This is a genomic window from Lysinibacillus zambalensis (assembly GCF_040183165.1).
GTDB lineage: Bacteria > Bacillota > Bacilli > Bacillales_A > Planococcaceae > Lysinibacillus > Lysinibacillus zambalensis.
In genome coordinates, this window is the sequence record NZ_JBEGDG010000010.1 from 19,491 (window position 1) to 44,919 (window position 25,429).

Genomic DNA, 25,429 nt, shown 5'->3' on the forward strand with positions numbered 1-25,429 from the left:
ATCAATCATCCCTTTCAACACATAAACTATGAACAATCTGTTTCATATTTAACGCAAAATATGTAATTATTTTAACTAAAATACAAATTAATGTAAGTATATCAATATACACCTTTATATTAAATAGTTATCTTATAGTAGTTAGTTTTTCTACATTGAATGCTGGGGTTTGGCACAATATGGTGGGGTCGCTTTAATGGTTCTATCCGTCGCTTTGATGGTTCTATCCGTCATTTTGATGGTTCTATCCATCGCTTCACTTGTTCTATCCGTCGCCTTGATGCTTCTATCCGTATTTTGAGGTTCTATCCGTCACTTCGCTTGTTCTATCCATCTTTTTGATTGTTCTATCCGTCACTTCGCCTGTTCTATCCGTCATTTCACTTGTTCTATCCGTCGCTTTGATGGTTCTATCCGTCACTTCACTTGTTCCATCCGTCGCTTTGATGCTTCTATCCATCTTTTTGATGATTCTATCCGTCGCTTCGCCTGTTCTATCACATTCTGTCTCATTGATCCGACTATTTCGCTTTTAAACTCACTAAAAAAAGCGTCCAATAAGTATCTAAATACTTATCGGACGCTTTATAGCAGTTAATTATGCTTTTTGATAGCGAAGCACTGGTGTACGAGCAGCGCGTGTTTCGTCTAGACGAGTTACGACTGTTGTATGTGGTGCTTCTTGTACGATTGATGGGTTTTCTTCAGTTTCTTTTGCAATTTGAATCATCACATCGCAGAATGCATCTAATGTTTCTTTAGATTCTGTTTCTGTTGGCTCGATCATTAATGCTTCTTCCACATTTAATGGGAAGTAAGTTGTTGGTGGATGGTAGCCAAAGTCTAACAGACGTTTTGCGATGTCTAAAGTACGAACGCCAAGTTTCTTTTGACGACGTCCTGATAATACAAATTCATGTTTACAATGACGGTTATATGGTAGATCGTAGAATGGCTCTAATCGACGCATCATATAGTTTGCGTTTAGTACAGCGTATTCTGTTACAGCTTTTAAGCCATCTGGACCCATTGTACGGATGTAAGTATATGCACGTACGTTGATACCGAAGTTACCATAGTAAGGTTTAACACGTCCGATTGATTGTGGACGCTCGTAATCGAAGTGATATGTTCCTTCTTCTGTTCTTACTAAAACTGGTTTTGGAAGGAATGGAATTAAATCAGCTTTCACTCCTACTGGACCTGAACCTGGGCCACCGCCACCGTGAGGACCTGTAAATGTTTTGTGTAAGTTTAAGTGTACGCAGTCAAAGCCCATATCACCAGGACGTGCTTTACTCATTACTGCGTTTAAGTTTGCACCGTCATAGTATACTTTACCGCCAACAGAGTGAATAAGCTCTGCCATTTCGATAATGTTTTCTTCAAATAGACCAAGTGTATTTGGATTTGTTAGCATTAATGCCGCTGTATCAGGACCAACTACTTTGCGTAAATCCTCAATATCTACTAAACCATCTTCATCTGATTTAACAGTAATAGTTTCAAAGCCTGCAACTGTTGCCGATGCTGGGTTTGTACCGTGAGCAGAGTCAGGAACAATAACTTTATTACGGTGACCTTCACCATTTGCTTCATGGAATGCGCGGATCATCATTAATGCTGTCCATTCTCCATGAGCACCTGCTGCAGGTTGTAATGTCACTTCATCCATACCTGTAATTTCAACTAATGAAGTTTGTAGGTCGTAAAGAAGCTCCATCGCACCTTGAGTTGTTGATTCATCCTGTAATGGGTGAACATTAGCAAAACCTGAAATTCGTGCAACAGCCTCGTTAATTTTTGGATTATATTTCATCGTACAAGAGCCAAGCGGGTAGAAGCCAGAGTCTACACCGTGGTTACGACGAGAAAGTGCTGTATAATGACGCATAATATCAAGCTCAGATACTTCTGGTAATTCTGCTGCCTCAGTACGTACTAAGTTTCCAGGAAGTAAGTCGGCAAGATCAACCTCTGGTACATCAAGTGCTTCTAAGCTGTAACCTACGCGACCTTCTTTGGAAATTTCAAAAATGAGTGATTGATTTTCGTTATGCATTAAGAGCCCCCATTTCTGCAACAAGTGCATCAATTTCTTCCTTCGTGCGTAATTCTGTTACTGCGATTAGCACGTGATTTTTAAGAGAGTCATATGTTTGACCTAAAGGATAGCCACCGATGATGCCTTTTTCAATTAAGCCTTTATTAATTTCTTTCACACATTTATTTGTTTTCACAACGATTTCGTTAAAGTGTGCACCTTGGAATGCTACTGTGAAGCCAGCCGCTTCAAAGGCATTTTTAGCATAGCGAGTTTTCGCAATGTTTTGCATTGCCATTTCACGAACGCCTTCTTTACCTAGAGCAGTCATTGCTACAGAAGCAGCAAGTGCAAGAAGCGCTTGGTTCGAACAAATATTAGACGTTGCTTTATCACGACGGATATGTTGTTCACGTGCTTGTAATGTTAAAACATAACCACGACGACCTTCACCATCAACTGTTTCACCTACAAGACGACCAGGAACTTTACGCATTAACTTCGTAGTTACTGCAAAGAAACCACAGTGTGGACCACCGAATGCTTCAGAAATACCGAAAACCTGTGCATCCCCTACACAAATATCTGCACCTAGCTTACCAGGTGGTGTTAAAATTCCTAGTGCAAGTGGATTTGAAGAGACAACAAATAAACTTTTTGCCTCATGCGCAATATCGCCAATTACTTGTAAGTCCTCTACTTGACCAAAGAAGTTAGGATATTGTGCAATAACAGCTGCCGTATTATCATCCATTAATTCTTTTAAAGCTTCTACATCTGTCACACCATCTTTTTGTGGAACAGTAACAATTTCAATGGATTGACCATATGCATATGTAGCAACGACATCACGATACTCAGGATGAACCGCTTCAGATACTAAAATTTTCTTACGGCGTGTATGGCCAGCTGCAAGCATACCTGCTTCAGCTAATGCTGTTCCTCCATCGTACATAGAAGAGTTTGCAAGATCCATACCTGTAAGCTCTGCAATCATCGTTTGGAATTCAAAAATCGCTTGTAATTCCCCTTGTGAAATTTCTGGTTGATATGGAGTATACGCTGTGTAAAACTCTGAACGAGAAATAACATGGTCCACGATAACCGGTTTATAGTGGTTGTATACGCCTGCACCTAAAAACGATACGTTAGCATTTGTATCTTTATTTTTCGCAGCCATTGCCGTTAATTCTTTTAATAAAGCTGATTCAGATTTCGCTTCTTTAATATCATATAGGCCTTTAAAACGTACTTTTTCTGGAATATCCTCAAATAACGCATCAACCGAGGATACACCGATTACGTCTAACATTTCTTGTTTATCTTGCTCCGTCATTGGTAAATAACGATGTTTCATAAATGTAGGTCCCTCTTTTCAATATTATTTTGAACGCTTATAAAACGGTGTTTCAACTGTTACTACTTTTAAGTGTTTACCACGAATTTCGATTTCTAATTCAGTTCCGATAGTTGCGAATTGACTGTCAATTAATGCGTGACCAACATTACGTTTAGAAGAAGGAAGCTGTGTACCTGTTGTCACTTCACCGATTTCCTTACCATCTTTCAACACTTTATAGCCATGGCGAGGAATTCCTTTATCAATCATTTCAATGCCCACAATTTTACGTGACAACCCATTTTCTTTTTGCGCCACTAATGCCTCATGACCATTAAAGCCCTCTTTATTTAACTTCACAGCGAAACCAATACCAGCCTCAAGAGGTGAAATTGTCGCTGATAGCTCTTGCCCGTATAATGGAAGACCTGCTTCAAAACGAAGTGTATCACGGCAACCTAAACCTGCAGGAACTACACCTTTGTCTTTTCCAGCCTCTAAGATTTTTCTCCATAATGCTTTAATATCTTCTGGAGAGCCGTATAGTTCAAAACCATCTTCTCCCGTGTAACCGCTACGAGATACTAATGCTTTATGACCAGCAACTTCAACATCTGCTTGGAAACGGAAGTATTTAATCGTTTGTAAATCAGTATCTGTTAATGTTTGAAGAACTTCTTCTGCTAATGGACCTTGAAGGGCAATTTGTGCATAAGCGTCTGATTGGTTGTCGATCGTCACATCATATTGATGTTGATTTTCCATCATCCAATCATAATCTTTTTCAATATTTGCCGCGTTCACGCATAATAAATAATGATTGTCTGCTAATTTATACGTTAATAAATCATCGACAACACCACCATCTTCATAGCACATTGCATTATATTGCGCTTGACCTACTGCAATTTTAGAAATATCATTTGTCAAAAGATTTTGTAAAAACTCTAGTGAATTAGGTCCAGTTACTAAAATCTCACCCATATGTGATACATCAAATAAACCAGCACGATTACGTACTGCATCATGCTCTTCTTTAATAGAAGAGAACTGTACTGGTAATTCCCATCCACCGAAGTCAATTGTTTTACCACCATGTTTTGCATATTCTTCAAATAGAGGTGTGCGTTTTAATTCTGTCATTGTTTTTGCCCCCTTATTGTTCGTTACATATTTACTTGTAGTAGTTCGTCTGTTTTTTTACAGTCATGCTTCCCTTTTTGTTCATCCGAATAAAGAAGAACGAACAACATTAGGTAAAACATTTAGACATAAAAAAAGACAGACGAACCCCTTTTCGGGATTCTCTGTCCTTGCACCTGAAAGTTACACCAGACTGGCTCGCATACCTACAATGCCAATCAGCCGGCTTTCCCCTTTGGTGGCTGTAGTACTACAGCACTCTCCAGAGTTGCGTCTTATACGAGTCCTTTTACCTGAGAGATTCATAACACTTTGCTACTTGCTCCTTCGGTGACGTCTACACGTTCTCTCCCCGTACAATCATCCGCCCAAGTTTCAACTTGGTACTATTTAGTATTCAATGAACATTAAGTAACTTATTTGTCTATATCCTAACATTAATTGCATTGAAAAGGCAATCATTTTTTAATTTATATTAAAACACGAACATTAAAACCTTTATAATATATCATAGTTCGCCTTTTAGCCTTTTAACTTGGAATACTAAATACTCAAGAATTTGGCGGATTGTTCTCCCCTCTGTTAACACTTGTATATGTCCTACTTCACGATAGAACTTTCTTCTGTAATGATACAGCCGCTCTAACTCCTCTTTCGTCGAGCTCTGTACAATCGGTCTGTTCGGATCATGCTGTATTCGTTTGTATATATCTTCGAATGTCGCATCTAAAAAAAACACGAGCCCACTGCGTCTCATTATTTTTCGATTTTCAGCATTAATTGCGACTCCACCACCTGTTGAAATAATACAAGCTTCATCCCGGAAATTTTTCAAAAATTCTGTTTCTATTTCCCGAAAACGTGCTTCTCCGTATTTTTCAAATATTTGCGGAATTGTCATACCCTGCTGTCGAACAATCTCATGATCCATATCGTAATAGGGCATCTTTAACAAATAGCTTAAACGTCTTCCTAATGCACTTTTCCCGGAGCCCATAAAACCAACTAAATATATTTTTCGCATTCGAATCACCTTCTTATAACTACGATTCTACACTGTCTGACAAAATTTGTCCTAATAAATTTATCGTAGCTTGAACATTCAGCTTTTCTAGGCCATCATATGTTCGAAACTGAATTTCATAAGACGTAAAATACGCAAGGACAAAAGTAGTTACAAAAAATAATAATCCAATTGCGATTAAAAAAATAGCCCCTTTGTCATTTTTTAAAAACTGGAACATAGAAAGTTCGCTCCTTTTTACTACCACTTGGAAGTTCAACAGCTACTGTTAACATATCTTTTTCATATCGGAACTGGCATTTAGTAATACCAACTAGCATTGGTACATGACCACCATTTACTTGATCACGAATTATATTGCTGTAACAATCAATATTATGAATGGTATCTGCTGCCTGGAAGGTTATTCTCTTTTGATCTTTTCGAATTGTTAAAGATGAAATATCATTTAAATACATATTCAAATCATAAACAAAAAGCTCCCACTTTGATTGTTCATCAGATAGCATCGTTGTTTTCATTTCTGCAAACCAAAGCATAATGAACACAAAAAGATGGGCAATAAGCACAAAAACAACTAATTGAAACATCGCTTCTAATAATGTGTAGCCTCGCTCATTCATCAACTTCACCTGTCAGTTGTATACATTTTTTACGTAATTCCCGCGTATTTTGAAAACTTACGCATATCCCTTGTCCATTTATAAACCACTGAAATTCTATATTTTCAATTGTTTTAGTGCCTTCCGTTTTCTGTAGATATCGGTAATGCTTTAAGCCTTCATAGGCCGTTTCAGCTGCGATAACCTCCAACCTCTTGTTGTAAAGAGTCGTTTTCATCGTATAGCTAATTGGTATTAATGTCGTGCATAATAACATAACAATGACTACTGATAATATCGTTTCCACAAATGAATAACCCGATTCATTCAATCCTCGATCTCCCTCGTCCTAATGTAATCACAACCTTTTTAATACCTTGAGGCGTTTTAAAATAAACAGTTCCTGGCGTCATGACGTTTCCATTATAGTTGTACATAATCGTGTAAATTGAACTCGATGCCGGCATAAACTCAACCCCTTTCGGAAAAGGGCGTTCATATAATTCTGTAAAAATATTCTTTTTAATAATGTATCTCTTTGATGAACTCTCAAACTTCATCGAGATATACTCCCTTTGATGCATACTATAAGTTTGTATATATTGAATATCTAATTGAATTTGTGTAAAAAATTGCTCAAGCTCCCTAGTCTCCGCTACTTTAAGCGAATACTTGACGACAATCGCTGACAAACACATAACGATAAACAAAACTATTAGCATTTCAACAAACGTATAGCCACGTTCACTTTTAGTAATATTCATCAATTACTAGAACCAGTATCGGTAGAGGTTTTCGCCAATCGTACCTCTCCATCCTTAGTAATCATAATCTCTTCTTTATTAGGGCAGGTCGTTTCATCCTTCTTTAAATAGCCTTTCGCTACCAAATCTTGAATTGTTGGATAATCCATAAAATCTACTCGATAAGCCTCTACTTGTCCCTGCACCATGCTAACATACGCTTTACAGCCCTTCTCATCGACGGTGGCAAAATGTTTTGTAACATTGGGGATTGTAATTAAAATTAATATGGAAATAATTAGAAGAACAATTAGCATTTCTATCAAAGTAAAACCTGCTTGCTGCTTTATACGTTTCATTATTAACCTCCTATACTAGTTCTATCATGTGATATATTGGCAATAATAAACTTACATATGCGGCAACTATGCACATCGCAATTATGATAAAGAAGGTAGGCTGCACAAACGCAAGGATTTTTTGCAATAGCTGCTCTTGCTTTTCCGTCAATAATTCGCTGTACAGTACTAGCTCTTTTCCTAAATAGCCACTTTGCTCTCCATGTTCAACAAATATCGTGAAATCCTTCTGCCAAACTGTCATTAATTTAACTGCTTGCGTTAGCGAATCACCCAAAACAACTCGATCCTTTATACATCGCGCTAGATATTGTAAAAACGGTTGAAGTCGCTGCTCCTCTAAAATTTGTAGACTTGCCTGTAAAGAAAACCCACTTTGTAGCAGACTCCCTAAATAAGCAGCAAATTGTCTCGTCAAAGCCATTCGAGTATAAATCCGAATCAAAGGCGTTTTTAGAATAATATTTAACTGACGAGCAATCGGACGTCGTTTGAGAGTAAAGTGAAAAATGAAAATACAGCAAAATACTACAATGCCTATGAACATTAAAGCATCGGGAAGATACAATAATGCCTTTGACAAAGCAATGCTTGTCTCCTCAGTGCCAGTAGTTCGGCTAGTCACCATTTTTTCAATATTAGGAAAGAATATGGTACGAAACACTAAAAACAACAGCAACAAAAATAAAATAAGTACTACAGGATATAGGAGTAGCTTCATTAATTTTTTCTTCGTCGCTTCACTCAAAGCCATTTGCTTTGCCACACCTTTTAACGTCTCAATCATATGTCCATTGTTTTCTTCAACTGTAATGGCTACTAAATGCTGTTTTGGAAGTTGTAATGCTTCAAAAACTCCTAAAACACCGCCTCCTTGTCTCAGCTTTTCATTGATTAGCTTTTGTATGTCTTCATGCGCTTCAATATGATGAGGTAATAAAATAGAAATAGCCTGCGGGAATAAATAACCTTCCTGCATTAACACACTTAATCGACTAAAAAAATGAGCTTGCTCCCTTACACGCCATTTTGTTGCCTTATTGTAAGCCAATTGAACTCTTTCAATAAACGTTCGTATTCGCATAGTGATGACTCTCTATCATTTCTTTTTGACCTGCAAGTGTTAAATCATGTGGCAGTTCATAGCTAGTTTTTTGCATAATTGCTGTAATGGCCATTTGAAGTTGAACATCACTTAATATTTCAAACAATGCACGGCGTTCTTCCTGTATTACGGGTGATTGGAAAAGTGTTTGAGCGACTATACCTACCACAGTTTGACGAAGTTCTTCTATTGATACTCCCAAGTCCATAAAACGATAAAGGCAGTTTACCGAATCCTTAGCATGAATGGTCGAAACTACTAAATGACCTGTTAAAGAAGCTTCGATTGCGATTTTTGCAGTCTCTTTATCGCGTATTTCACCAATCATAATAACGTCAGGTGAGTGGCGTAAAATAGCCTTTAAACCTGTAGCATATGTAACGCCAGCTCGTTCGTTTACTTGAATCTGTAAAAGATTAGCTTGATTATTTTCTACAGGGTCTTCTAAAGAAATGACATGACGATTTAGCTCTGTCGAACAGTAATGGATTAGTGAATACAAAGATGTAGACTTGCCAGAGCCTGTCGCACCTGTGAAACATAAAAGTCCCTGTTGATGTTTCACTAGCTCCATCAATATGTTTGCTGCATATTCGGAATAAGATAAGGAAGTAAGTGGGAATGCATGATTTTGTAGAAGTAAACGGATAATTAGGCTTTCTTTTAAAAATACGGAGGGAAGTGTCGAGACACGAAAGGCATATTGATCTTGTTCCATAGCTTTTTGGAAGGAGCCGCTTTGGGGTTTTCGCCGCTCGCTAATATCTAATGCCGCTGAAAATTTATAAAAGGAAATCATTCGTTCCGCAAGATTGTTTGGTAACTCACCTGCTTGGAGTAGCTTATCATATTTGCGAAAATAAATACGGTACCGCTCACTTTCCGGAACTAAAAGTAAATCTGATGCACCGAAATGATAGGCTTTAAGTAAAAGTTGCTCACATTTTCGTTCAACAACCGTTTCAAAATTTTGCATATTCGCACCCCTCTTATGGTTTATTCGAATATGACCGCTCTATTCGTTAAGTCCTAGTATAGATAGGAACCTGTCGCAAGAAAAGCCCTTTTCTTAAAATAAAAATTTGCTATGAAATTTCCTATCAAACATGTTTTTTGCTATAAAAATGTGGATAACATGCTAATTTTCAAATGTAACATTCTATAAATTTAATTTTAAAGACAAGAAAAAAGACTTTGGAATTTTTATGTTACTTTGAATGTCACGCTCTCAATTGAATAAGTTGATATTTATTGAAGAAGGACTCCCATTTTTCGTACCCTATTCCCCTTTCCAACAGTGGTTTCAATTACTGTGGAATCACATCTACTTCTAATTATTTATTCTCCTAGATTAAATGGAAAGGAGCTCTTGCGAGTATTCTTCAATTTTTTAATAAAAAAACAGAAAGTTCTGGCTTACTCCAGAAGCGTATAGGCATTCTTGTTGTACCAATACCTCGATTTACATACAACTGTAATGGTTTTGATTTCCCCTTTAATGAATACATGCCTTCTACATATTGTTTTGCTAATGAAGTAGTGATAATAGGGCCAATGAATGGAAGTTGTACTTGTCCTCCATGACTGTGACCAGATACTTGAAAATCAACTGGATACTCAAGTACTTCATCTACTGCATCGGGTTCATGCACTAACAATATGTTAAAGTCCTTCTCTTGTAAGTGTTGAAGGGTATGCTGCACTTTTGGCTTGCCAAGTAAAAAATCATCAAGACCAGAAATCGTAATATAGTCATCATTGCTTGCCTTAATTTTTATAGTTTCATTAACTAAAACTGTAAAACCCGCTTCCTCCATATACTGTTCGTACAAATACCCCCCGCCGCCTCCACGATCATGATTACCGAACACTGCATATTTTCCAAGAGGTGCGTGAATTTGGGACAAAATAGTTTGTGAGTATTTTTTTTCGGAAGTATACTCACGAAACTTGTCAATTAAATCACCTGTAAAGACTACAATATCGGGATTAATTTCATTTATTTGATCGATTAGCATTTTCTGCTGCTTATGAGAAAAGTTCGGTCCAAAGTGTGTGTCAGAGAATTGCACAATCTTTACATTTTGAAAACTTTCAGGAATATTAGGATTTTTGATATCAGTCCATGTAATAGACAATGATTTTGTTTCAAAGTGGGATGCGTATAAATAAGTAGCGATTGGAAACATGAAGAGTATAAGGGAAATAACACATTTCCACTTAATTTTCTGTTGAAACATCCTTCTTATTAACAGTTTCAAGGGAGTGATGATTTTTACCATTGATAACCTATTTTTTTGTGTATTTTTCGTATTACCTTTCATATGTCACCTCTATATTTATCATAAAAAACTACAATTTATTAAATGTTGTAGCATCTTATTGTTACAGGAAGTTGTCATTTTGGAGATTTATATAAAAAAGATTCAAAGAATCAAGCTCGATTAGCAATTTATTAACAAACTAAAATTGCTATCTCTCCCCTATCGAATACCCCTCGTTAAACTCTGCTCATTTGTCACTTCCACGTAACATTGGTTCAGTAGTATATATAACGAGGTGATAATATGAGAGAAATAAATCAAAGGAAATGGCTGAAAGGAAAATTCAAAATGATAGCCTCCCTTGGTTGTTTTTTAACAGTAGCACTTGCTGCTGGTTGTAGTTCCTTAGAGCAAGAAAAGAAACATGAAAAACAGGAAGTAAAGGAAGTTAAGGAGGTAAAGAATGATTTTTGGAATGAACAACGAAAAGGAACAAACTTTATGAATTCTTCTTCTTTACCAAAAAATTATGAAGAGGCGAATGAATTCAATATTGAATTTATCCGTTTAGCACCTGATAAATGGGCAAAAGATAGAGGCTTCTTATTTAATGACGAACCTGACCCTAGTCCTAAAAAGGATTTCTTAATCGGAAATGCAGATCAATATGAGGGAATTGTTGAAGAAGATTTTATAAAGTTAAAAGAGGATTTGGATGCAGCATATGAAAGAGGGTCAAAAGTTGTACTGACTGTTCTAAGTCTTCCAGGAAATCGTTGGAGGCAGTTTAATAACTATGAAAATGACGACCGTATTTGGCAAGACTTTAAATATCATGAGCAAGCAGCACTTTTTTGGAAAGATCTTGCCTTCCGTTTGAAAGATCATCCTGCAGTTGTTGGATATAACGTAGTGAATGAGCCACACCCTGAAACAGCTACGGGATTTAATGATTTCTGGACTGAAGATTATAACAAATGGTACAACAAATTGGAAAATACTCCTGCAGATTTAAACCTGCTTTATGGAACAATTGTAGATTCTATACGAATTGTAGATTCTGACACACCAATTATTTTAGATTCAGGTTTATTTGCCACTCCATGGGCGATTAAATATTTAAAACCAATAGATGACGATAATGTGTTATATGCTTTCCATATGTATGAACCTTATGAAATGACAAGCCAAAATCGTAAAAAAGGATTCACATACACTTATCCTGGCAAGGTGAAGGTTGGTGAAGATCAAGCAGAAAAAATGTTCGATAAAGCTGCATTGAAAGACTTTTTAGAACCAGTTGTACAATGGACAGAGCAACACAATATACCAAATAACCGAATTATCGCTGAAGAGTTTGGAATTAACCGAATGGTTGGCGGTGCCGATCAATATATAAAGGATTTAATTGATATTTTTGATGATTATGGCTGGCACTGGGCATTTTATGCATTTCGTGAAGATACGTGGGAAGGTATGGATTTTGAATTAGGAAGTCAGCCAGTCAAGGAGGCCTATTGGAAAGCTAAAGATAATGGCAAATTACCGGATAGAAAAGATATAGAAGTTGATAATTCGATTTGGGATGCATTGAAAAAAGGACTGAACAAATAACCAGGTTTAGAAAAAATCATTTATCAGTAGTACAAACCATTGTTTGTACTACTTTTTTTAGAAAGAAACGAACAAAATATTCATTAATCGTATTAAAGTTTTTTCATCTAATCTTATTATTTTGTAAAATGACTGTAACATTCCTCTTTTAAAATACATGTAATAAATTCATTTAAAAAGAGGTTATATAATGAAAAGAATCTGCAAATATAAAAAATACAAAGTGTTTTTAATTATACTAGTAGTTAGTTTAGCTTTACTTTCTGTTTTTTTCACAAGACTATTCCAGAAAGAAAATAGAGAAATTCATTTTATAGATGAAATCGCTCCTATAGCTGTAGAATTAAACCAACAAACAGGAGGCGTATTACCGAGCATTATAATAGCTCAGGCTATATTAGAATCGAATTATGGTGAAAGTGAATTGGCTGTAAAAGCAAATAATTTATTTGGGATAAAAGGTAGCTACAATGGCATGTCAGTAAAAATGGCAACTATTGAATATAAAAATAATAAGAGTTATACAATAGAAGCTGAATTTAGAGCTTATCCAGATTTGAAAAGTGCCTTAATTGACCATACTAAATTATTTTTAGAAGGAACGAGTTGGAATAAGCGTCAATATTATGATGTTCTTGCTGCAGCGAATTATCAGGAAGCAGCACATGCTTTGAAGAAAAATCATTATGCCACAGACCCTATATATCCTGAAAAATTAATTGCTATTATAGAACAGTATAATCTAGAGAAATATGACAATTAGGAGATAAATATATGAATGTACTTATCGCTGATGATGAACTAGATATGTTAAGGATTTTACAAAATTATTTCAAAAAGGAAGGATTTACGGTATTTACGGCTACAAATGGTTCAGAGGCACTTGATATTTTCTATAATGAAAAAATTGATCTGGCCATTTTGGATTGGATGATGCCAGAAAAAGATGGGATTACAGTTTGCCGCGAAATGAAGAAGAATCAAAAAATTAAAGTATTAATACTAACAGCTAGAGATACAGGAGAAGATGAATTTATTGCCCTATCTGATGGCGCTGATGATTATGTAAATAAACCATTTTATCCAAAAGTTTTAATAATGAGGGCAAAAAAATTGTTGCAAATGGAATCCATTCAACGAATAAAGGATGTTTCATTTGATATTTCAAGCAAACGTGTATGGAAATCTGGAGAAGAATTGATTTTAACAAAGACTGAATTCGAGCTTTTACGTATATTTAGCCAAAATAGAAGACAAATATTAACGAGAGATCAACTACTTGATTTAATATGGGGTATGGACTATGAGGGTGATCCACGGACAGTAGATACACATATTCGCCGTCTACGTGAAAAAATTGGAGAGGATATTATCCAAACGCATCGAGGCGTTGGTTATAGTACAAGGGAATGAAAAGAAAAATTGGAACAAAATTAACTATCTATATAACTCTTGTTGTTATCATCACATTTAGCATCTCACTTGCGGTAAGTCATTTTTTTCTACCGAGATATTATCTTCACCAATTGAACAAAAACGTAACTAATGCTTTTTCAGTGTACCAGGAATTTGAGGATAAGAGTTTGGCGGAGCATCGATTTGATGTAACTATTCTTTCAGTATCGCTAGAAGATAATATTAATGTCCTGAATGAAAATTTAAAACAGCAACTTGCAAGAGAACATATTGCACTTAATAAATTTTGGGTTTCTGAAGAAGTATTACAAAAAGTTAATAAGGATAAAATTGTGGGCAAGGTTTACAATCAGGGAAAACAAAAGTCCAGTTTTATCGCACATTATTCAAAAGAAGGTAATCAGCTAATTATGATTGGAGCCTCTATGGCTAATTTTATTGATATAGCCTATTTTATTAATCGTTTTAACATATTCTTTTTGATAGTCAGTATCTTAGTGATTATTTTAATTACTGCCTTGCTATCCCGAAAACTAACAAGACCGTTAAATGAACTTAAAAAAGTTGCAAAAGAAATTGGCGAGTTGGATTTTAAACAGGCTGAAATTCGGACAGGAGATGAAATTGAGGACCTTGCAAAAAGTATTAATAAAATGAGTAAGGCACTCGAAAAAGCGCAACAGGATTTATCTAAACGGAACATTGACTTAAAGCAATTTATGATTGGTTTAACCCATGAGCTTAAAACTCCTTTAGCATTAGTTAGAGTATATTCCAGTGGAATTGAAGATGGTTTGGATGATGGAACTTATCTTACAACCATTAACAAGCAAGTTGATAGAATGGAAAAAATAATAACAGATATGCTTTATTTCGCCAAAACAGAAGAAAACGATTCTAATAAAACTAACTTTGATTTAATTATGTTGATTAATGAGATATTGGATAATTATCGACATATACAAGGGGAAAAACAAATTTATTTTAAAACTGAAGTTACTGAATTTTTGCTGACGACTGAGCAAGATAAAGTACATTTCATTTTTGAAAATATGATAAGTAATGCCGTCAAATACGCTTCTGAGCATCAAATTCAAATTATCTTTCACCAAGATGGTGTGTTTGAAATTAGTAATGATACTACGCTTACAGATATTTCTAGAATATGGCAACCTTTTTATGTTGGAGAAAGTTCTCGTGACAAGAACTCCTCAGGTACAGGGCTCGGACTTGCAACTGTTAAAAGCCTTGCTGAACAATTAGGTTATAAAACGCAAGCAACGCTTTCTAATGGTACTATCAATTTCAAAGTCGATTTTGGTAAATCATGATACCTTAGTGCCAACAGGAGTATATTTTTTAGCATTCGTTATTATATTGTCTAAAATGCGCTTTAAAAAAGCACGTCTGCTTCGAGCATGACATCCCCTGCATATTGAGTAATCGCCAAAACTTAAGCACCGTCAATGTATCGGAGATGATAAGTTATTAATATTCGTATTTTGATTACAAGCTTACTTTTTAAATATAATCTTACCTAAAATAAAATTAAGTATATCCTTACCAACCCGGCAAAAATATATTTAAACTTACAAAATAAAGCATCCTTTAAGACGGATACCAACCTCACTATATATGTAATCCATTCGGTAAACATCAACATATTTTTCAATTGAATTAAGCATCATAATATTTTACTTTGCTTTTGCTGATAAAATGTAAGAGGCTACCAAAATAATACGGTAGCCTCTTTATATAGGTAATTATGATAATGCACACATCTAGCATATGGAAGTCTATCGTTAAATAAAATCCTATAATCTTACCCCACTATTTTTTGATTGAATTATGAGGATATTATTCGATTCTCCAGTATAAAGACCTACATTAAACTCATTTAGATTTATTAAATCCTTGTACTCTTTTGGAATGGGACAATCCCACTTTAAATTTTCTAACTTAAGAGGGAAGTTATCATCATTAGGGTTAGGGGTATGGATAAAAACCGCATCTGATCCTGCGTCTTCATCAGCTAATTCTATCCAAGATTGATAAGGTTTTTCAAATACTTGAAGATTTTCTAATAAGCTTTTGTATAAAATTATATGAGCCTTTATATGCTCTTTTCTTAACTTTAAACTATTATCTCCATATCCATAAAAATCAAGATGAGTATGCCAGAAATCAAACCATCCTTCCTCCCCAAAATCTAAATCATAGTGCGCTACGTCTAGTTGCCTCGATAAATTATGAAAATAACGCTTTTTCCCACGAAATTTTTTCAATGATAATTTGCTCCTGTTTCTTTTATGTTTACTTATTTTGAACAATTAAAATGCAACAAATATAAAAGCAACAAATATATTTATTAGTAATTTCACCTTCAACTGTTAATGAAAAACTCTTTTATTTTTAAAATAATGTTTAATAGTAAAAACAACATTTAGAATATTTTTCGTTGATAAATAGCCGAAGTAACTCCCCATGAAATAGCATAGATTGTGATGATCGTAATTACCGCGCTCATATATAAAATTTGTAAAGGTATATTGACAATAAAATCACTAATAAACGGCACAATAGGCCCTGTTACTCTAGTTAGAATAACAAAGCTAATGAGAACTACTATTGTAAAGTAGCCTGTCTTGAATAGTTGGAATAACGGAAAAGTAAAAGCAACAAATAATAAAAATAATCCGCTACTGATTACAATATCTGTAATTGTAAAAGGTTTATTAAAAACAAACAGGATTAAACTCGTTACTGCAATAGATAAAAACATATAAACAATAGCACCTATATAACGAGATGTGATAATTTCTTTACGAGTGTACGGTAAGGAATTTAATAGAATATCTGTTTCTGCTTTCTCATCGTAACCACACGTATTAAAGGGGATATAAATACTAGCAACGAGAAATACCAAAACTGGTGATGTGTCAAAAATAACAAAGACTAAAATAAAGGGGATAAACACCAGCAAATACTTCTTCTGTAATATAACATCACGTCTGATTAAATTAAGCATGGTTCAGCTCCTTAAAATAGTACATTATGTCTTCTAAAGAGGCACGTTCAATTACAACACTGTCCCCAAAAATTTCATTTACAGTTCTTCTATCTTTCGTTAACGCTTCAAATCCCGTTGATGCACGATGAACACGCACAAATGCTTTTTCAGTGTCTCTATCTAGAAGATCTAGTCCTCCTTTCACTAAGGCATAATTTTCGACTAAATCATGACCCGAATGATTAAATACTAATTCCCCATTCTGCATAAAAGCTATATAATCTGCTATACGATCTAAATCGGTTGTAATATGTGTAGAGATAAAGATAGTACGACTACCATCAAGCATTAACTCTTGCAATAAATTTAAGAACTCTCGTCTAAAAATAGGGTCTAAACCTGCTGTCGGTTCATCCATAATAATCAGCTCTGCATGGTGTGACAAGGCTATCGCTAAAGATACCTTCATTTGCATCCCTTTTGAGAAAGTTTTTATAGGTTTATTTAATGGTAAATCGAATTTTTTTACATATTGATAAAACAGTGCATCATCCCAGCTTCTATAGGCTGGACCAACAATTTTCCTTATATCCTTTAAGTTCAACCCTTCAAAAAATACATTTTCATCATATACAAACCCAATACGCTCTTTAATCTCTTTTTCATGTGTTTTATAGTCCAATCCAAAAAGTTTAACCTCTCCAGTATCTGGCTTCAATAAATTCATTATCATTTTTATTGTTGTCGACTTTCCGGCACCATTTGCCCCGATAAACCCTGTTATGTACCCTTTCTTCACTTGCAAGTCAAGATTATCAATAGAAAAACCTTTGAATTTTTTTCTTATATTCCTTATTTCAATGACATTTTCCATTGCTTCACTCCTCATTCAAAATACTCAATAGTTCTTGCAATTCATTAAGTGACATTCCTATTTCTCTGCTATTTTTTATGACTGCACTCAACTGCTCTTCAATGACTTTTAATTTTTTCTCTTTGATTACCTCTAAATTTTGCTCCGCAATAAAAGAGCCTTTACCTACAATGGAATAAATAAAGCCAGCTTTCTCTAATTCTTCATAAGCACGCTTGGTTGTAATTACACTAATCTGTAGATCCTTTGCTAATTGACGCATAGAGGGTAATGCTGTCCCTTCCAAGAGGTCACCTGTTAAAATCAATGATTTAATTTGATTTGTAATTTGTTCATAGATCGGTTCCTTTGAACTATTTGAAATAATGATTTGCATGCTAATCCCTCTTCTTCATTTGTTGATTGAGAACATACTAGTAAAACTCTCAATATAACACAATATATATACACTTTATACACATTTAACACATTGCAATATACAATGCAACTATTTTATTTAATGAGCTGGGTAGAACGATTATTTTTAAGATAACGGAAGAAAGTGGTAGCGTAACTGTTAATTATATCAATCGATCAAATAAACATGTAAAACCAGCTTGCTGCTCGCTACGTTTCATAATTAATACGCTTCATTAATTTGTCTTCACATGCGCCTCTAAAATGTTGAATCACCAGATTTTTACGTAAAAAAATACAAGGCACCTAATTACAGAGCCTCGTATTTACGATTGGACCCATCGAAAAATGAATGTTCATAAATTTGCGTAGCCTCGACTGACGTATTTTGATACCAGAATTTTATATTGATTTAAACCATATGTGTTGAACCTAACATTGTATTAAGCGCTACTGCAGATCAAAATCCAGCTTTAGTTTATTTTTTTAAGTTTTTGAATGTAAAGTAGTATCTTGAGACAGTATAAACAAAAACTATTTCAATTATTAACCATCACGGAAAACCAAACCCAGTATTTTGCGCATTGAAAATATCAAAAATTCCCCAAATTAGTGAAGTTGCGAGTACAATAGCGAGCGTACATCTCGAAGCTTCCAGAATATAATCATTATTTTCATCTTTATTTGCATATTTATTATTCATGTCAGGCCCCATTCCCCATAATTCAAATATATTTCTATATCCCTTAAAAGACTTGGAATGCATTTTTATCTAAAAATTCTGTAAATTGAATCCCCTCTTCTACTTCATTCGAATATGACCGCTCTATTCGTTATTTCCTAGTATAGATAATCACCAATTATGAAAAAAGCCCTTTTCGTAAAATAAAAATTTGCTATAAAATTTCCTATCAAACGTGTTTTTTGCTATAAAAGTGTGAATAACATGCAAATTTTCACTAAAAATGAACAGTATCTTATGAAAAAGTTAATATTTATGCCTAAAGGAACTGTATCTTTTTAAATAATACAATATAATAGAATTAACATGGTTTTTTTTCTAACACTTGGTAAAATTAAATAACATTCAAAAATTACATAGAGGTGAAGTAAATGATCCATCCATTAAAAATTACTAGTACATTAGCCGATGAGACTAGATACTCTATTTATGAGTACATCCTGCAAGAGAAGAAAACCGTAACGGTCCAAAACATCGCTGATAAGTTCGGCATACATCCTAACGTTGCACGTTTACACCTAACAAAGCTATCAGAAATCAATATCATTACAGCTGATTTTGCTAAAACTGGGAAAGGTGGAAGACCTGGTCGTGTTTATAAAGCTTCAGATAAAGGTGTATCACTAACGTTCCCGAGACGTGATGAGGAGCGACTATTAAAGTGGACAATCCAATTAATTCAAGAATTCGGACCATCTGCACTAGAAAGATGCCAAGATATAAGCTACCAAGACGGTTATCAGCAAATGAAGAATTATGTAAATGCCGAATTACAATTAAATAATAGCCTTTCCTTCGAACAAAAGCTTCAGCTATTAACTGACAATGCAGCATTAATTGGCTATATTCCGCAAGTACAACAAACAGAAAACGGTAAAAAAGTGACGTTCTCCATTTTTAATTGTCCATTCCAAGGGCAGCTTACTACTCATTCAGACCTTGTTTGTTCTTTACATGAATCGTATTTAAAAGGACAGGTTGATGCGCTATTTTCGAGCAATGATTTTATACAAATTGATAGCATGGTACATAATTGTGATTTATGTAAATATGAAATAAACGTGACAGAAATTGATAACTAACTTTTAAAATCCAATGGTTTGTCACAAAGAAGAAGAAGTTCCAGTTTACAGATACCTTTCATATCATTTATAATGAGTAAGAGATTATTGTGTCGTGGGCAAAAGGAGGGGAAATCTTCATGGATAATATGTATAAAGTTATGGCATTCTGGACAGGTATTTTTGCAGTTATGTTCTACCTTGGTGGTATGAACGAAGTATCGCTATTATTCGTAGGTAATACAGGTTTATTCTTATTATTAGGCTTCTTGAACCTTTCAGAACGTATGTACATGTACATTTTCGGAGCATATTTAACTGTATTCTTTGCTGGCTTCACGTACTATACAACATTCATTCACGTACCTGGTGGCGGTCATTAATACAAAGAAAAACGCGTGTCTCATCCAATATGAGACATGCTTTTTTTATGTAAATTTATTCATTAGAACAATAAAATATAATCAAAGCATAGTAATATCCCCCATTGCATTACGAAAATGCCAGGGGGATTTTTATAGTATACATTCTCCAAGTTCATCACCAAAAGTTTTGGGATGTCATTTATTAAAAACCATTCAAGAAGGGATTTGTCTCCATTTCTGCACCGACTGTTGTATAATTACCATGGCCAGGGTAGATAATAGTATCTTCAGGTAATGTCAACAGCTTATCATGAATGGATGCAAGTAATATTTTTGTTGATCCTCCTAGTAAGTCCGTTCGACCGACACCTTGTTCAAAGAGTGTATCTCCAACAATAGCGAAGCCATCATTTTCAAATATATATGAAATACTACCCGGTGAGTGTCCTGGCGTAAAAATTGCTTTAAAACCAAAATCGCTTATTTCAAATAGTTGTTCTTTTTTAATTATATTTTCTTCAGATGGAGCATCTACAATATAATCTGGTAATGCCGCATATTTACTAGAGCCATTTTTTGTTGGATCTCCTAACCAGCTTACTTCTTTTTCATGAATCCATAATGGCACATTAAAAGCTTCGCGGACAGCGTTTACGGCACCGATATGATCGAAATGCGCATGTGTTAAAAAAATGGCTAATGGTTTTAGGCCGTTACTACGTATTGCCTTGATAATTCGATCTGCTTCTTCTCCTGGATCAAAAATTATGCATTCTTTATTTTTATTCGATACGATATAACAATTCGTTTGGACAGGTCCAAGTGAATAACTTCGTACGTTCATCATTACTATCACCTCAATATCAATTATACAGCCTTTACCACAATTTGACGATAAATGTTCATAGTTTAAGCTATTTTAGTTCTCGACAAAAACAGGTAGAACGTTTACAATTAAGGAGGAATATTGTTGACGACATTCATTTTCTGATGTCGAAAGGAGTGTCAATTTTTAATGAACTTATTAATGGTTATTTTTGGTCTAGTTTCAATTTTAGCTGTAGTTGGTACATTCCAAGCACTTAAAGAAAAGAACCTTTTAAGCGTTGTTTTCAACTTATTAAGTGCAGTAGTATTCGGTTGGTTCGTAATTATGACTGTAATTCACAGCGGATACCCACCAACATTACACTAAAATTCAGACAAAAAAAGAGCGGTCTCATTACGAGGCTGCTCTTTTTTCTATTTACTTCCTATTTGAGCTGTTCTTTTTGACCTTACGAACAGTGAGGATTAATTATTCACCTATTCTAACACGTTAATGTCCTCTTTCCTCTAAGCTGCTTATATGGCTTCCAGAACGCTTTAAATTATCAGCTGATAGGGATACATAAAAACCCTTCCAAACACTCCCATTTAAGTGTTTAATGAAGTTTCCAGACTATATGGAAATAAACTCGTCACTTCTGATGAAAACTCGCTAATGGACGCTTAATATACAACAAAAAAGAGATCTCACTAAACATGAGATCTCTTACTTTGTTTACTTAACTACTCCTTGCTTCAAATTACCTGTCTTTTGGTCATAGAAGCGGAGTAAATCACCGTTAATGATAGCATCAGAATTTTCTAGTTCTTTCGTAGCTCGTTCAGCATATGGCTCACATGGCTCACCATCGATTTCTTCACCAGTTGCTTTGTCATAGCAAGCTTCACCAACGTATACATATTTATCTGTTACAAAACGACCGTCACGGAAAACAACGAAATCTTCATGCTCTGGTGAGAATAGGTCTGCACCAAGTTGCATATCTTTTGAAGTTTCAATGCCAAGAAGGTGTAAAATTGTTGGACGTAAATCCATTTGTCCTGCAATCTCTGTCATTTCTTTACCATCTCCTGAGTTAGGGATATGGATAAATAATGGCACTTCTTGTAGCATTGCATTATCAAATGATGTAATGCTTTCTTTTCCTAAATATTGAGCCATCGCTTTGTTATGGTTTTCTGAAATACCATAATGGTCACCATACATTACAATAATAGAGTTATCATATACACCTTGATCTTTTAAACTTTGGAAGAAGTCTTTAAGAGCTTCATCCATATAACGAACTGTTTGGAAATAACGATTTAATGTACCTGAGTTTGACGTATATTCAGGAATCATTACATCTTCTGGGTCCAATGTGAATGGATAGTGGTTCGTTAAAGTAATTAGTCGAGAATAGAATGGCTGTTGCATATCTTTCATTAAAGCTGCAGATTGCTCAAGGAATGGAACATCTTTCATACCCCAGTTAACTGCTTCCCCTTCGCCAATCTTATATGAATCTATATCATAGAATTTATTAATGTGTAATGATTGATACATCATGTCACGATTCCAGAATGATTTATTATTCGGGTGCATGACATTTGTAAAGTAGCCATTATCTCCAAGGCGCTCAGCCATTGAGTTATACGTATTTCCACCATGCGTGAAGAATACCGCACCTCGACCTAAGCCGAACAATGAGTTCTCTGTAATAAACTCTGAGTCAGAAGTTTTCCCTAACCCAGTTTGGTGATAGAAGTTACTGAAATAAAACGTATCTTTATCTTTTGTTAAAGAGTTTAAGAATGGTGTAATTTCATGACCATCCATTTGATTATTAATAACAAAGTTTTGTAAAGACTCCATCGATACAAGGATCAAATTACGCCCCTTGTATTTACCAAACATTTGAGGGTTGATTGCTGCTTGATTAGAACGAATATAGTTGTTCACTTCTACTAATTCACTGCCATCCGCTAACGCACGTTGAGCAGAAGATTTTGATTGAATATAAATATCATACAAATGGTAGTTATACGTACCAATGTTTTTCACAAGTAATTCACGGTCAAAACTACGTGTTAACAATTGTGGACGCTCAGTTTCAGCTAATCCTAAGTTTAAGAATGTCATCGCAATCGCTAATACGAAGTACGCACGACGGAATTCTACGTTGACTTTTACTGCTTCCTTCATTTTTGGCAAATATTTGTTCGCTAAAATTAAAATCAGCACGTCGATGAAATATAATAAATCCCAAGGGCTGACAATCGCTGCCACTGAAGTTCCTAGATCGCCAAAGTTACTTGTTTGGAATAATACTGGTAGCGTAATAAAGTCGTTGTAGAAACGATAGAATGCCACATTTCCGTATAAAACAATCGATAAAATAACACTGATCGTAATTATATAGCGACTTTTAACTTTCGGTGATTTAAAGAATAACGAAATACCATAAGCAAATAGCACAAAGCTCAATGGATTAATAAGCAAAATAAATTGTTGCATTGCATTTTCAATTTTCATCTCAAAGCTTGTGTGATAAACAATGACCGTTTTTATCCAAGTTGCTACAATTGCTAGTATCATAAATGAATGTTTAGGCCACTTTATTGATTTCATTCCTAACATCCTCCTTACTTTCTTACAAAAAAAATAATAATTTTTTACAATTTGTTACTGAAACAAAATATATCTTAATCCTTTTTTTACAGATAATCAATAGATATATTTATGGAAAACTGTTCTTCTTGTTCGCTCTGGACAATAATATATACGTTTTTAATTGTAAAAAGTTTCACAAATCATAAAAACAGTGGAAAACCACTGTTTTAAGAATATTACATACATATTACATTATTTTTACAATACCCCAAATGATTTATTTTAAAACCTTACTGACTATTTTCTTTCATACGAAGTTTTGTTGTTTCTTGTCGAATTAGTAACAATGCCATTTGGTAATCTTTAATATCTAGTACATTCGCTTTATACAACTCGCGAATTTCATCCTCCATTAACATCAAATCACCAATCGGATCTCGTGTGTAAATATAAGTGCCATATGTTTTTAGTAATTCATAAATATCTAACATTTTGTCCATTTTAGTTCGCTCCTCGTTGTGTTACACAGTCAAGACGTTTTGTCGGTGTCACAATGATATCTACTGGGCAGTCGTGCGCTTCTCTTGGGATATGTTCATATAGCTGCTCGTTAAATATGAGAGACATAAGCTTACCCTTTTTACAGTTTAATACATAGCGATCATAATAACCACCGCCGTAGCCGATTCGATAGCCGAACGGATCAAAAACAACTCCTGGTACAAGGATGACATCCATTTCATTTGCGTCAACAAACTCACACTTTTCTGGAATTGGCTCACGCAAATGCATATAAACAGTTTCAAGTTGGTCAAATGATTCAATGGCATAAAATGACATTTCTCTTGTCTTTGGATTACATTTAGGTACTGCCACTTTTTTACCAAGTTGCCACAGTTCTTCTATTAATTGAATTGTGTCGATTTCTGGCTTATTGGAAATAGTAATACCGATTGTAGTTGCTTCTATTATATATGGTTCCTGTAACACTTTTTTTAATACAGCAAATGATTGATCGTGGTAAGCTACTTCGCTCATTTCGGCAAGAGCTTCCTTTACCTCGTTCCGTAAAGTTGATTTATCCATGTTAAGCTATCCTCCTCTTAAAAATGTAGAAAGCCAAAACCACGTGTGGTTTTGGCTTAATGAGCGATTACTTAGTTTCACGGTGAAGAGTGTATTTCTTCTCGCGAGAGCAATATTTTTTAAGTTCAAGACGCTCTGGATTGTTACGCTTGTTCTTTTTAGAAATGTAGTTACGTTCGCCGCAATCTGTGCAAGCTAAAGTAATGTTTACGCGCATTATTAACCCTCCCACTCTATATCAAGAATTTAAATTTTGAGCATGATTTATACGACTAACCTATTATAACATAAACTGAAAAAAAATCTACCTTCATTTCATATTAAGTTTGCATATGGTAAAATACCTTATAATTACATACTTAATGAGGTGAAACTAGTGGATTTATCCATCATACTTATGATTGTGGGAATACTCCTAATTATCGTGTCGTTCTTTTTCAAAAATAACTCGAAAAAAGTCGAACAAGATGTAGAGGAGCTATCCATCTCTATTTTTCAAGAAACAAATAATTTAAAACGTCGTCTGAAAATTGTTGAGGAGGAGCTGTTATTAGAGCCAGAGTTTCAGGTTAAATCATCATCTGCACAAAATAACACGATACCAAATCCGAACATCCAACAGGTCTTACAAACTGTTCAACAAGCTGCTCAGACATCAAAAACAGGACAAGCTGCTACAAAAACGAAACCTATCCATCAAATTATTATAAGTCAAGTACTTGAACTTAATAAGCAGGGTCTTTCTGTAGCCGATATAAGTATTCGTTCGAATTTAACTGAAGAGCAAGTCCGCCAAGTGATTGCAAACGGAGGTCAGTAAT

At 34.8% G+C, this 25,429-nt stretch carries 31 protein-coding genes and 1 riboswitch; of the genes, 8 read left to right on the forward strand and 23 right to left on the reverse strand.

Annotation, left to right across the window (positions count from 1 at the left end; translation table 11 throughout):
- Window positions 1-286: 286 nt before the first annotated feature.
- The 13 genes from ABNX05_RS14120 to ABNX05_RS14180 form a co-directional block, all read right to left on the reverse strand.
- Window positions 287-460 carry a hypothetical protein gene (locus ABNX05_RS14120; protein ID WP_349660297.1) on the reverse strand — a complete coding sequence of 58 codons (174 nt, stop codon included), beginning with the start codon at window positions 458-460 and terminating at the stop codon, window positions 287-289.
- Window positions 461-598: 138 nt separating this feature from the next.
- A complete protein-coding gene (gene gcvPB, locus ABNX05_RS14125; protein WP_349660298.1) occupies window positions 599-2,062 on the reverse strand; it encodes an aminomethyl-transferring glycine dehydrogenase subunit GcvPB in 1,464 nt (487 codons plus the stop codon).
- Window positions 2,055-3,401 carry an aminomethyl-transferring glycine dehydrogenase subunit GcvPA gene (gene gcvPA / locus ABNX05_RS14130; RefSeq protein WP_349660299.1) on the reverse strand — a complete coding sequence of 449 codons (1,347 nt, stop codon included), beginning with the start codon at window positions 3,399-3,401 and terminating at the stop codon, window positions 2,055-2,057. The genes gcvPB and gcvPA overlap by 8 nt, the downstream gene beginning before the upstream one ends.
- Window positions 3,402-3,425: 24 nt before the next feature.
- The gene (gene gcvT, locus ABNX05_RS14135) at window positions 3,426-4,526 is read right to left on the reverse strand and encodes a glycine cleavage system aminomethyltransferase GcvT (RefSeq protein ID WP_349660300.1); all 1,101 of its coding nucleotides are present in this window, start codon (window positions 4,524-4,526) and stop codon (window positions 3,426-3,428) included.
- 271 nt (window positions 4,527-4,797) lie between these two features.
- A riboswitch (glycine riboswitch) is annotated at window positions 4,798-4,890 on the reverse strand.
- 144 nt (window positions 4,891-5,034) lie between these two features.
- Complete coding sequence (locus ABNX05_RS14140; RefSeq protein ID WP_349660301.1) at window positions 5,035-5,550, reverse strand: shikimate kinase; 516 nt, start codon at window positions 5,548-5,550, stop codon at window positions 5,035-5,037.
- Between the two features lie 19 nt (window positions 5,551-5,569).
- Window positions 5,570-5,770, reverse strand: a complete 201-nt coding sequence (locus ABNX05_RS14145) for a hypothetical protein (protein ID WP_349660302.1) — start codon at window positions 5,768-5,770, stop codon at window positions 5,570-5,572.
- Window positions 5,748-6,173, reverse strand: coding sequence for a competence type IV pilus minor pilin ComGF (gene comGF, locus ABNX05_RS14150; protein ID WP_349660466.1), 426 nt, complete (start codon window positions 6,171-6,173; stop codon window positions 5,748-5,750). Before comGF ends, ABNX05_RS14145 begins: the two co-directional genes overlap by 23 nt.
- Window positions 6,166-6,483 (reverse strand): hypothetical protein, encoded by a 318-nt coding sequence (locus tag ABNX05_RS14155; RefSeq protein WP_349660303.1) that lies wholly within the window; start codon window positions 6,481-6,483, stop codon window positions 6,166-6,168. Before ABNX05_RS14155 ends, comGF begins: the two co-directional genes overlap by 8 nt.
- Window positions 6,476-6,916, reverse strand: coding sequence for a competence type IV pilus minor pilin ComGD (gene comGD / locus ABNX05_RS14160; protein WP_349660304.1), 441 nt, complete (start codon window positions 6,914-6,916; stop codon window positions 6,476-6,478). The genes ABNX05_RS14155 and comGD overlap by 8 nt, the downstream gene beginning before the upstream one ends.
- Complete coding sequence (gene comGC / locus ABNX05_RS14165) at window positions 6,916-7,254, reverse strand: competence type IV pilus major pilin ComGC (protein WP_349660305.1); 339 nt, start codon at window positions 7,252-7,254, stop codon at window positions 6,916-6,918. Before comGC ends, comGD begins: the two co-directional genes overlap by 1 nt.
- Window positions 7,255-7,264: 10 nt before the next feature.
- Window positions 7,265-8,338 (reverse strand): competence type IV pilus assembly protein ComGB, encoded by a 1,074-nt coding sequence (comGB, locus tag ABNX05_RS14170; RefSeq protein ID WP_349660306.1) that lies wholly within the window; start codon window positions 8,336-8,338, stop codon window positions 7,265-7,267.
- Window positions 8,316-9,335, reverse strand: coding sequence for a competence type IV pilus ATPase ComGA (gene comGA / locus ABNX05_RS14175; RefSeq protein ID WP_349660307.1), 1,020 nt, complete (start codon window positions 9,333-9,335; stop codon window positions 8,316-8,318). The genes comGB and comGA overlap by 23 nt, the downstream gene beginning before the upstream one ends.
- A 406-nt stretch (window positions 9,336-9,741) precedes the next feature.
- On the reverse strand, window positions 9,742-10,599 hold the full coding sequence (locus tag ABNX05_RS14180) for a metallophosphoesterase (RefSeq protein WP_349660308.1): 858 nt from the start codon (window positions 10,597-10,599) through the stop codon (window positions 9,742-9,744).
- 372 nt (window positions 10,600-10,971) lie between these two features.
- Here ABNX05_RS14180 and ABNX05_RS14185 point away from each other — a divergent pair, with 372 nt between their 5' ends.
- From ABNX05_RS14185 to ABNX05_RS14200, 4 genes are all read left to right on the forward strand, one after another.
- Complete coding sequence (locus ABNX05_RS14185; RefSeq protein ID WP_432760147.1) at window positions 10,972-12,237, forward strand: glycoside hydrolase family 5 protein; 1,266 nt, start codon at window positions 10,972-10,974, stop codon at window positions 12,235-12,237.
- A gap of 190 nt (window positions 12,238-12,427) precedes the next feature.
- The gene (locus ABNX05_RS14190) at window positions 12,428-13,000 is read left to right on the forward strand and encodes a glycoside hydrolase family 73 protein (protein WP_349660310.1); all 573 of its coding nucleotides are present in this window, start codon (window positions 12,428-12,430) and stop codon (window positions 12,998-13,000) included.
- Window positions 13,001-13,011: 11 nt separating this feature from the next.
- Window positions 13,012-13,650, forward strand: coding sequence for a response regulator transcription factor (locus tag ABNX05_RS14195; RefSeq protein WP_349660311.1), 639 nt, complete (start codon window positions 13,012-13,014; stop codon window positions 13,648-13,650).
- Window positions 13,647-14,984, forward strand: a complete 1,338-nt coding sequence (locus tag ABNX05_RS14200; RefSeq protein ID WP_349660312.1) for a histidine kinase dimerization/phospho-acceptor domain-containing protein — start codon at window positions 13,647-13,649, stop codon at window positions 14,982-14,984. Before ABNX05_RS14195 ends, ABNX05_RS14200 begins: the two co-directional genes overlap by 4 nt.
- 483 nt (window positions 14,985-15,467) lie before the next feature.
- Here the strand turns inward: ABNX05_RS14200 and ABNX05_RS14205 are convergent, their stop codons facing one another.
- The 5 genes from ABNX05_RS14205 to ABNX05_RS14225 form a co-directional block, all read right to left on the reverse strand.
- Window positions 15,468-15,938, reverse strand: a complete 471-nt coding sequence (locus tag ABNX05_RS14205) for a hypothetical protein (RefSeq protein WP_349660313.1) — start codon at window positions 15,936-15,938, stop codon at window positions 15,468-15,470.
- A gap of 158 nt (window positions 15,939-16,096) precedes the next feature.
- On the reverse strand, window positions 16,097-16,681 hold the full coding sequence (locus ABNX05_RS14210) for an ABC-2 transporter permease (protein ID WP_349660314.1): 585 nt from the start codon (window positions 16,679-16,681) through the stop codon (window positions 16,097-16,099).
- A complete protein-coding gene (locus ABNX05_RS14215) occupies window positions 16,674-17,537 on the reverse strand; it encodes an ABC transporter ATP-binding protein (protein WP_349660315.1) in 864 nt (287 codons plus the stop codon). The genes ABNX05_RS14210 and ABNX05_RS14215 overlap by 8 nt, the downstream gene beginning before the upstream one ends.
- Before the next feature lie 4 nt (window positions 17,538-17,541).
- Window positions 17,542-17,913, reverse strand: a complete 372-nt coding sequence (locus tag ABNX05_RS14220) for a GntR family transcriptional regulator (protein WP_349660316.1) — start codon at window positions 17,911-17,913, stop codon at window positions 17,542-17,544.
- A 573-nt stretch (window positions 17,914-18,486) separates the two neighbouring features.
- Window positions 18,487-18,699 carry a hypothetical protein gene (locus ABNX05_RS14225; RefSeq protein WP_349660317.1) on the reverse strand — a complete coding sequence of 71 codons (213 nt, stop codon included), beginning with the start codon at window positions 18,697-18,699 and terminating at the stop codon, window positions 18,487-18,489.
- A 347-nt stretch (window positions 18,700-19,046) separates the two neighbouring features.
- On the opposite strand from ABNX05_RS14225, the gene ABNX05_RS14230 reads away from it, so the two are divergent.
- A complete protein-coding gene (locus tag ABNX05_RS14230; protein ID WP_349660318.1) occupies window positions 19,047-19,757 on the forward strand; it encodes a helix-turn-helix transcriptional regulator in 711 nt (236 codons plus the stop codon).
- Window positions 19,758-19,876: 119 nt separating this feature from the next.
- Entirely contained in the window at window positions 19,877-20,119 is a 243-nt protein-coding gene (locus tag ABNX05_RS14235; RefSeq protein WP_024361272.1) for a DUF2626 family protein, read from the forward strand.
- Window positions 20,120-20,303: 184 nt separating this feature from the next.
- Here the strand turns inward: ABNX05_RS14235 and ABNX05_RS14240 are convergent, their stop codons facing one another.
- Complete coding sequence (locus ABNX05_RS14240) at window positions 20,304-20,948, reverse strand: MBL fold metallo-hydrolase (protein ID WP_349660319.1); 645 nt, start codon at window positions 20,946-20,948, stop codon at window positions 20,304-20,306.
- A 168-nt stretch (window positions 20,949-21,116) separates the two neighbouring features.
- On the opposite strand from ABNX05_RS14240, the gene ABNX05_RS14245 reads away from it, so the two are divergent.
- Window positions 21,117-21,296: a DUF2759 domain-containing protein gene (locus ABNX05_RS14245; RefSeq protein WP_079563420.1), complete on the forward strand. Its 180-nt coding sequence runs from the start codon at window positions 21,117-21,119 to the stop codon at window positions 21,294-21,296.
- A gap of 348 nt (window positions 21,297-21,644) precedes the next feature.
- On the opposite strand, the gene ABNX05_RS14250 is transcribed toward ABNX05_RS14245, so the two are convergent.
- From ABNX05_RS14250 to rpmG, 4 genes are all read right to left on the reverse strand, one after another.
- The gene (locus ABNX05_RS14250; RefSeq protein WP_349660320.1) at window positions 21,645-23,540 is read right to left on the reverse strand and encodes an LTA synthase family protein; all 1,896 of its coding nucleotides are present in this window, start codon (window positions 23,538-23,540) and stop codon (window positions 21,645-21,647) included.
- Between the two features lie 272 nt (window positions 23,541-23,812).
- Window positions 23,813-24,022 (reverse strand): YqgQ family protein, encoded by a 210-nt coding sequence (locus ABNX05_RS14255; RefSeq protein ID WP_079563422.1) that lies wholly within the window; start codon window positions 24,020-24,022, stop codon window positions 23,813-23,815.
- A gap of 1 nt (window position 24,023) precedes the next feature.
- Window positions 24,024-24,608, reverse strand: coding sequence for a 5-formyltetrahydrofolate cyclo-ligase (locus ABNX05_RS14260; RefSeq protein WP_349660321.1), 585 nt, complete (start codon window positions 24,606-24,608; stop codon window positions 24,024-24,026).
- A gap of 67 nt (window positions 24,609-24,675) precedes the next feature.
- Window positions 24,676-24,825, reverse strand: coding sequence for a 50S ribosomal protein L33 (rpmG, locus tag ABNX05_RS14265; RefSeq protein ID WP_008408521.1), 150 nt, complete (start codon window positions 24,823-24,825; stop codon window positions 24,676-24,678).
- Window positions 24,826-24,984: 159 nt separating this feature from the next.
- On the opposite strand from rpmG, the gene ABNX05_RS14270 reads away from it, so the two are divergent.
- On the forward strand, window positions 24,985-25,428 hold the full coding sequence (locus tag ABNX05_RS14270) for a hypothetical protein (protein ID WP_349660322.1): 444 nt from the start codon (window positions 24,985-24,987) through the stop codon (window positions 25,426-25,428).
- The last annotated feature ends 1 nt before the right edge of the window (window position 25,429 follow it).

Coding starts and splice junctions, on each gene's coding strand:
- ABNX05_RS14120 (WP_349660297.1), bottom strand. CDS start 460: ATGGATAGAAGCATCAAAGCGACGGATGGAACAAGTGAAGTGACGGAT.
- gcvPB (WP_349660298.1), bottom strand. CDS start 2,062: ATGCATAACGAAAATCAATCACTCATTTTTGAAATTTCCAAAGAAGGT.
- gcvPA (WP_349660299.1), bottom strand. CDS start 3,401: ATGAAACATCGTTATTTACCAATGACGGAGCAAGATAAACAAGAAATG.
- gcvT (WP_349660300.1), bottom strand. CDS start 4,526: ATGACAGAATTAAAACGCACACCTCTATTTGAAGAATATGCAAAACAT.
- ABNX05_RS14140 (WP_349660301.1), bottom strand. CDS start 5,550: ATGCGAAAAATATATTTAGTTGGTTTTATGGGCTCCGGGAAAAGTGCA.
- ABNX05_RS14145 (WP_349660302.1), bottom strand. CDS start 5,770: ATGTTCCAGTTTTTAAAAAATGACAAAGGGGCTATTTTTTTAATCGCA.
- comGF (WP_349660466.1), bottom strand. CDS start 6,173: ATGAATGAGCGAGGCTACACATTATTAGAAGCGATGTTTCAATTAGTT.
- comGD (WP_349660304.1), bottom strand. CDS start 6,916: ATGAATATTACTAAAAGTGAACGTGGCTATACGTTTGTTGAAATGCTA.
- comGC (WP_349660305.1), bottom strand. CDS start 7,254: ATGAAACGTATAAAGCAGCAAGCAGGTTTTACTTTGATAGAAATGCTA.
- comGB (WP_349660306.1), bottom strand. CDS start 8,338: ATGCGAATACGAACGTTTATTGAAAGAGTTCAATTGGCTTACAATAAG.
- comGA (WP_349660307.1), bottom strand. CDS start 9,335: ATGCAAAATTTTGAAACGGTTGTTGAACGAAAATGTGAGCAACTTTTA.
- ABNX05_RS14180 (WP_349660308.1), bottom strand. CDS start 10,599: ATGTTTCAACAGAAAATTAAGTGGAAATGTGTTATTTCCCTTATACTC.
- ABNX05_RS14185 (WP_432760147.1), top strand. CDS start 10,972: ATGATAGCCTCCCTTGGTTGTTTTTTAACAGTAGCACTTGCTGCTGGT.
- ABNX05_RS14190 (WP_349660310.1), top strand. CDS start 12,428: ATGAAAAGAATCTGCAAATATAAAAAATACAAAGTGTTTTTAATTATA.
- ABNX05_RS14195 (WP_349660311.1), top strand. CDS start 13,012: ATGAATGTACTTATCGCTGATGATGAACTAGATATGTTAAGGATTTTA.
- ABNX05_RS14200 (WP_349660312.1), top strand. CDS start 13,647: ATGAAAAGAAAAATTGGAACAAAATTAACTATCTATATAACTCTTGTT.
- ABNX05_RS14210 (WP_349660314.1), bottom strand. CDS start 16,681: ATGCTTAATTTAATCAGACGTGATGTTATATTACAGAAGAAGTATTTG.
- ABNX05_RS14215 (WP_349660315.1), bottom strand. CDS start 17,537: ATGGAAAATGTCATTGAAATAAGGAATATAAGAAAAAAATTCAAAGGT.
- ABNX05_RS14220 (WP_349660316.1), bottom strand. CDS start 17,913: ATGCAAATCATTATTTCAAATAGTTCAAAGGAACCGATCTATGAACAA.
- ABNX05_RS14225 (WP_349660317.1), bottom strand. CDS start 18,699: ATGCATTCCAAGTCTTTTAAGGGATATAGAAATATATTTGAATTATGG.
- ABNX05_RS14230 (WP_349660318.1), top strand. CDS start 19,047: ATGATCCATCCATTAAAAATTACTAGTACATTAGCCGATGAGACTAGA.
- ABNX05_RS14235 (WP_024361272.1), top strand. CDS start 19,877: ATGGATAATATGTATAAAGTTATGGCATTCTGGACAGGTATTTTTGCA.
- ABNX05_RS14240 (WP_349660319.1), bottom strand. CDS start 20,948: ATGATGAACGTACGAAGTTATTCACTTGGACCTGTCCAAACGAATTGT.
- ABNX05_RS14245 (WP_079563420.1), top strand. CDS start 21,117: ATGAACTTATTAATGGTTATTTTTGGTCTAGTTTCAATTTTAGCTGTA.
- ABNX05_RS14250 (WP_349660320.1), bottom strand. CDS start 23,540: ATGAAATCAATAAAGTGGCCTAAACATTCATTTATGATACTAGCAATT.
- ABNX05_RS14255 (WP_079563422.1), bottom strand. CDS start 24,022: ATGGACAAAATGTTAGATATTTATGAATTACTAAAAACATATGGCACT.
- ABNX05_RS14260 (WP_349660321.1), bottom strand. CDS start 24,608: ATGGATAAATCAACTTTACGGAACGAGGTAAAGGAAGCTCTTGCCGAA.
- rpmG (WP_008408521.1), bottom strand. CDS start 24,825: ATGCGCGTAAACATTACTTTAGCTTGCACAGATTGCGGCGAACGTAAC.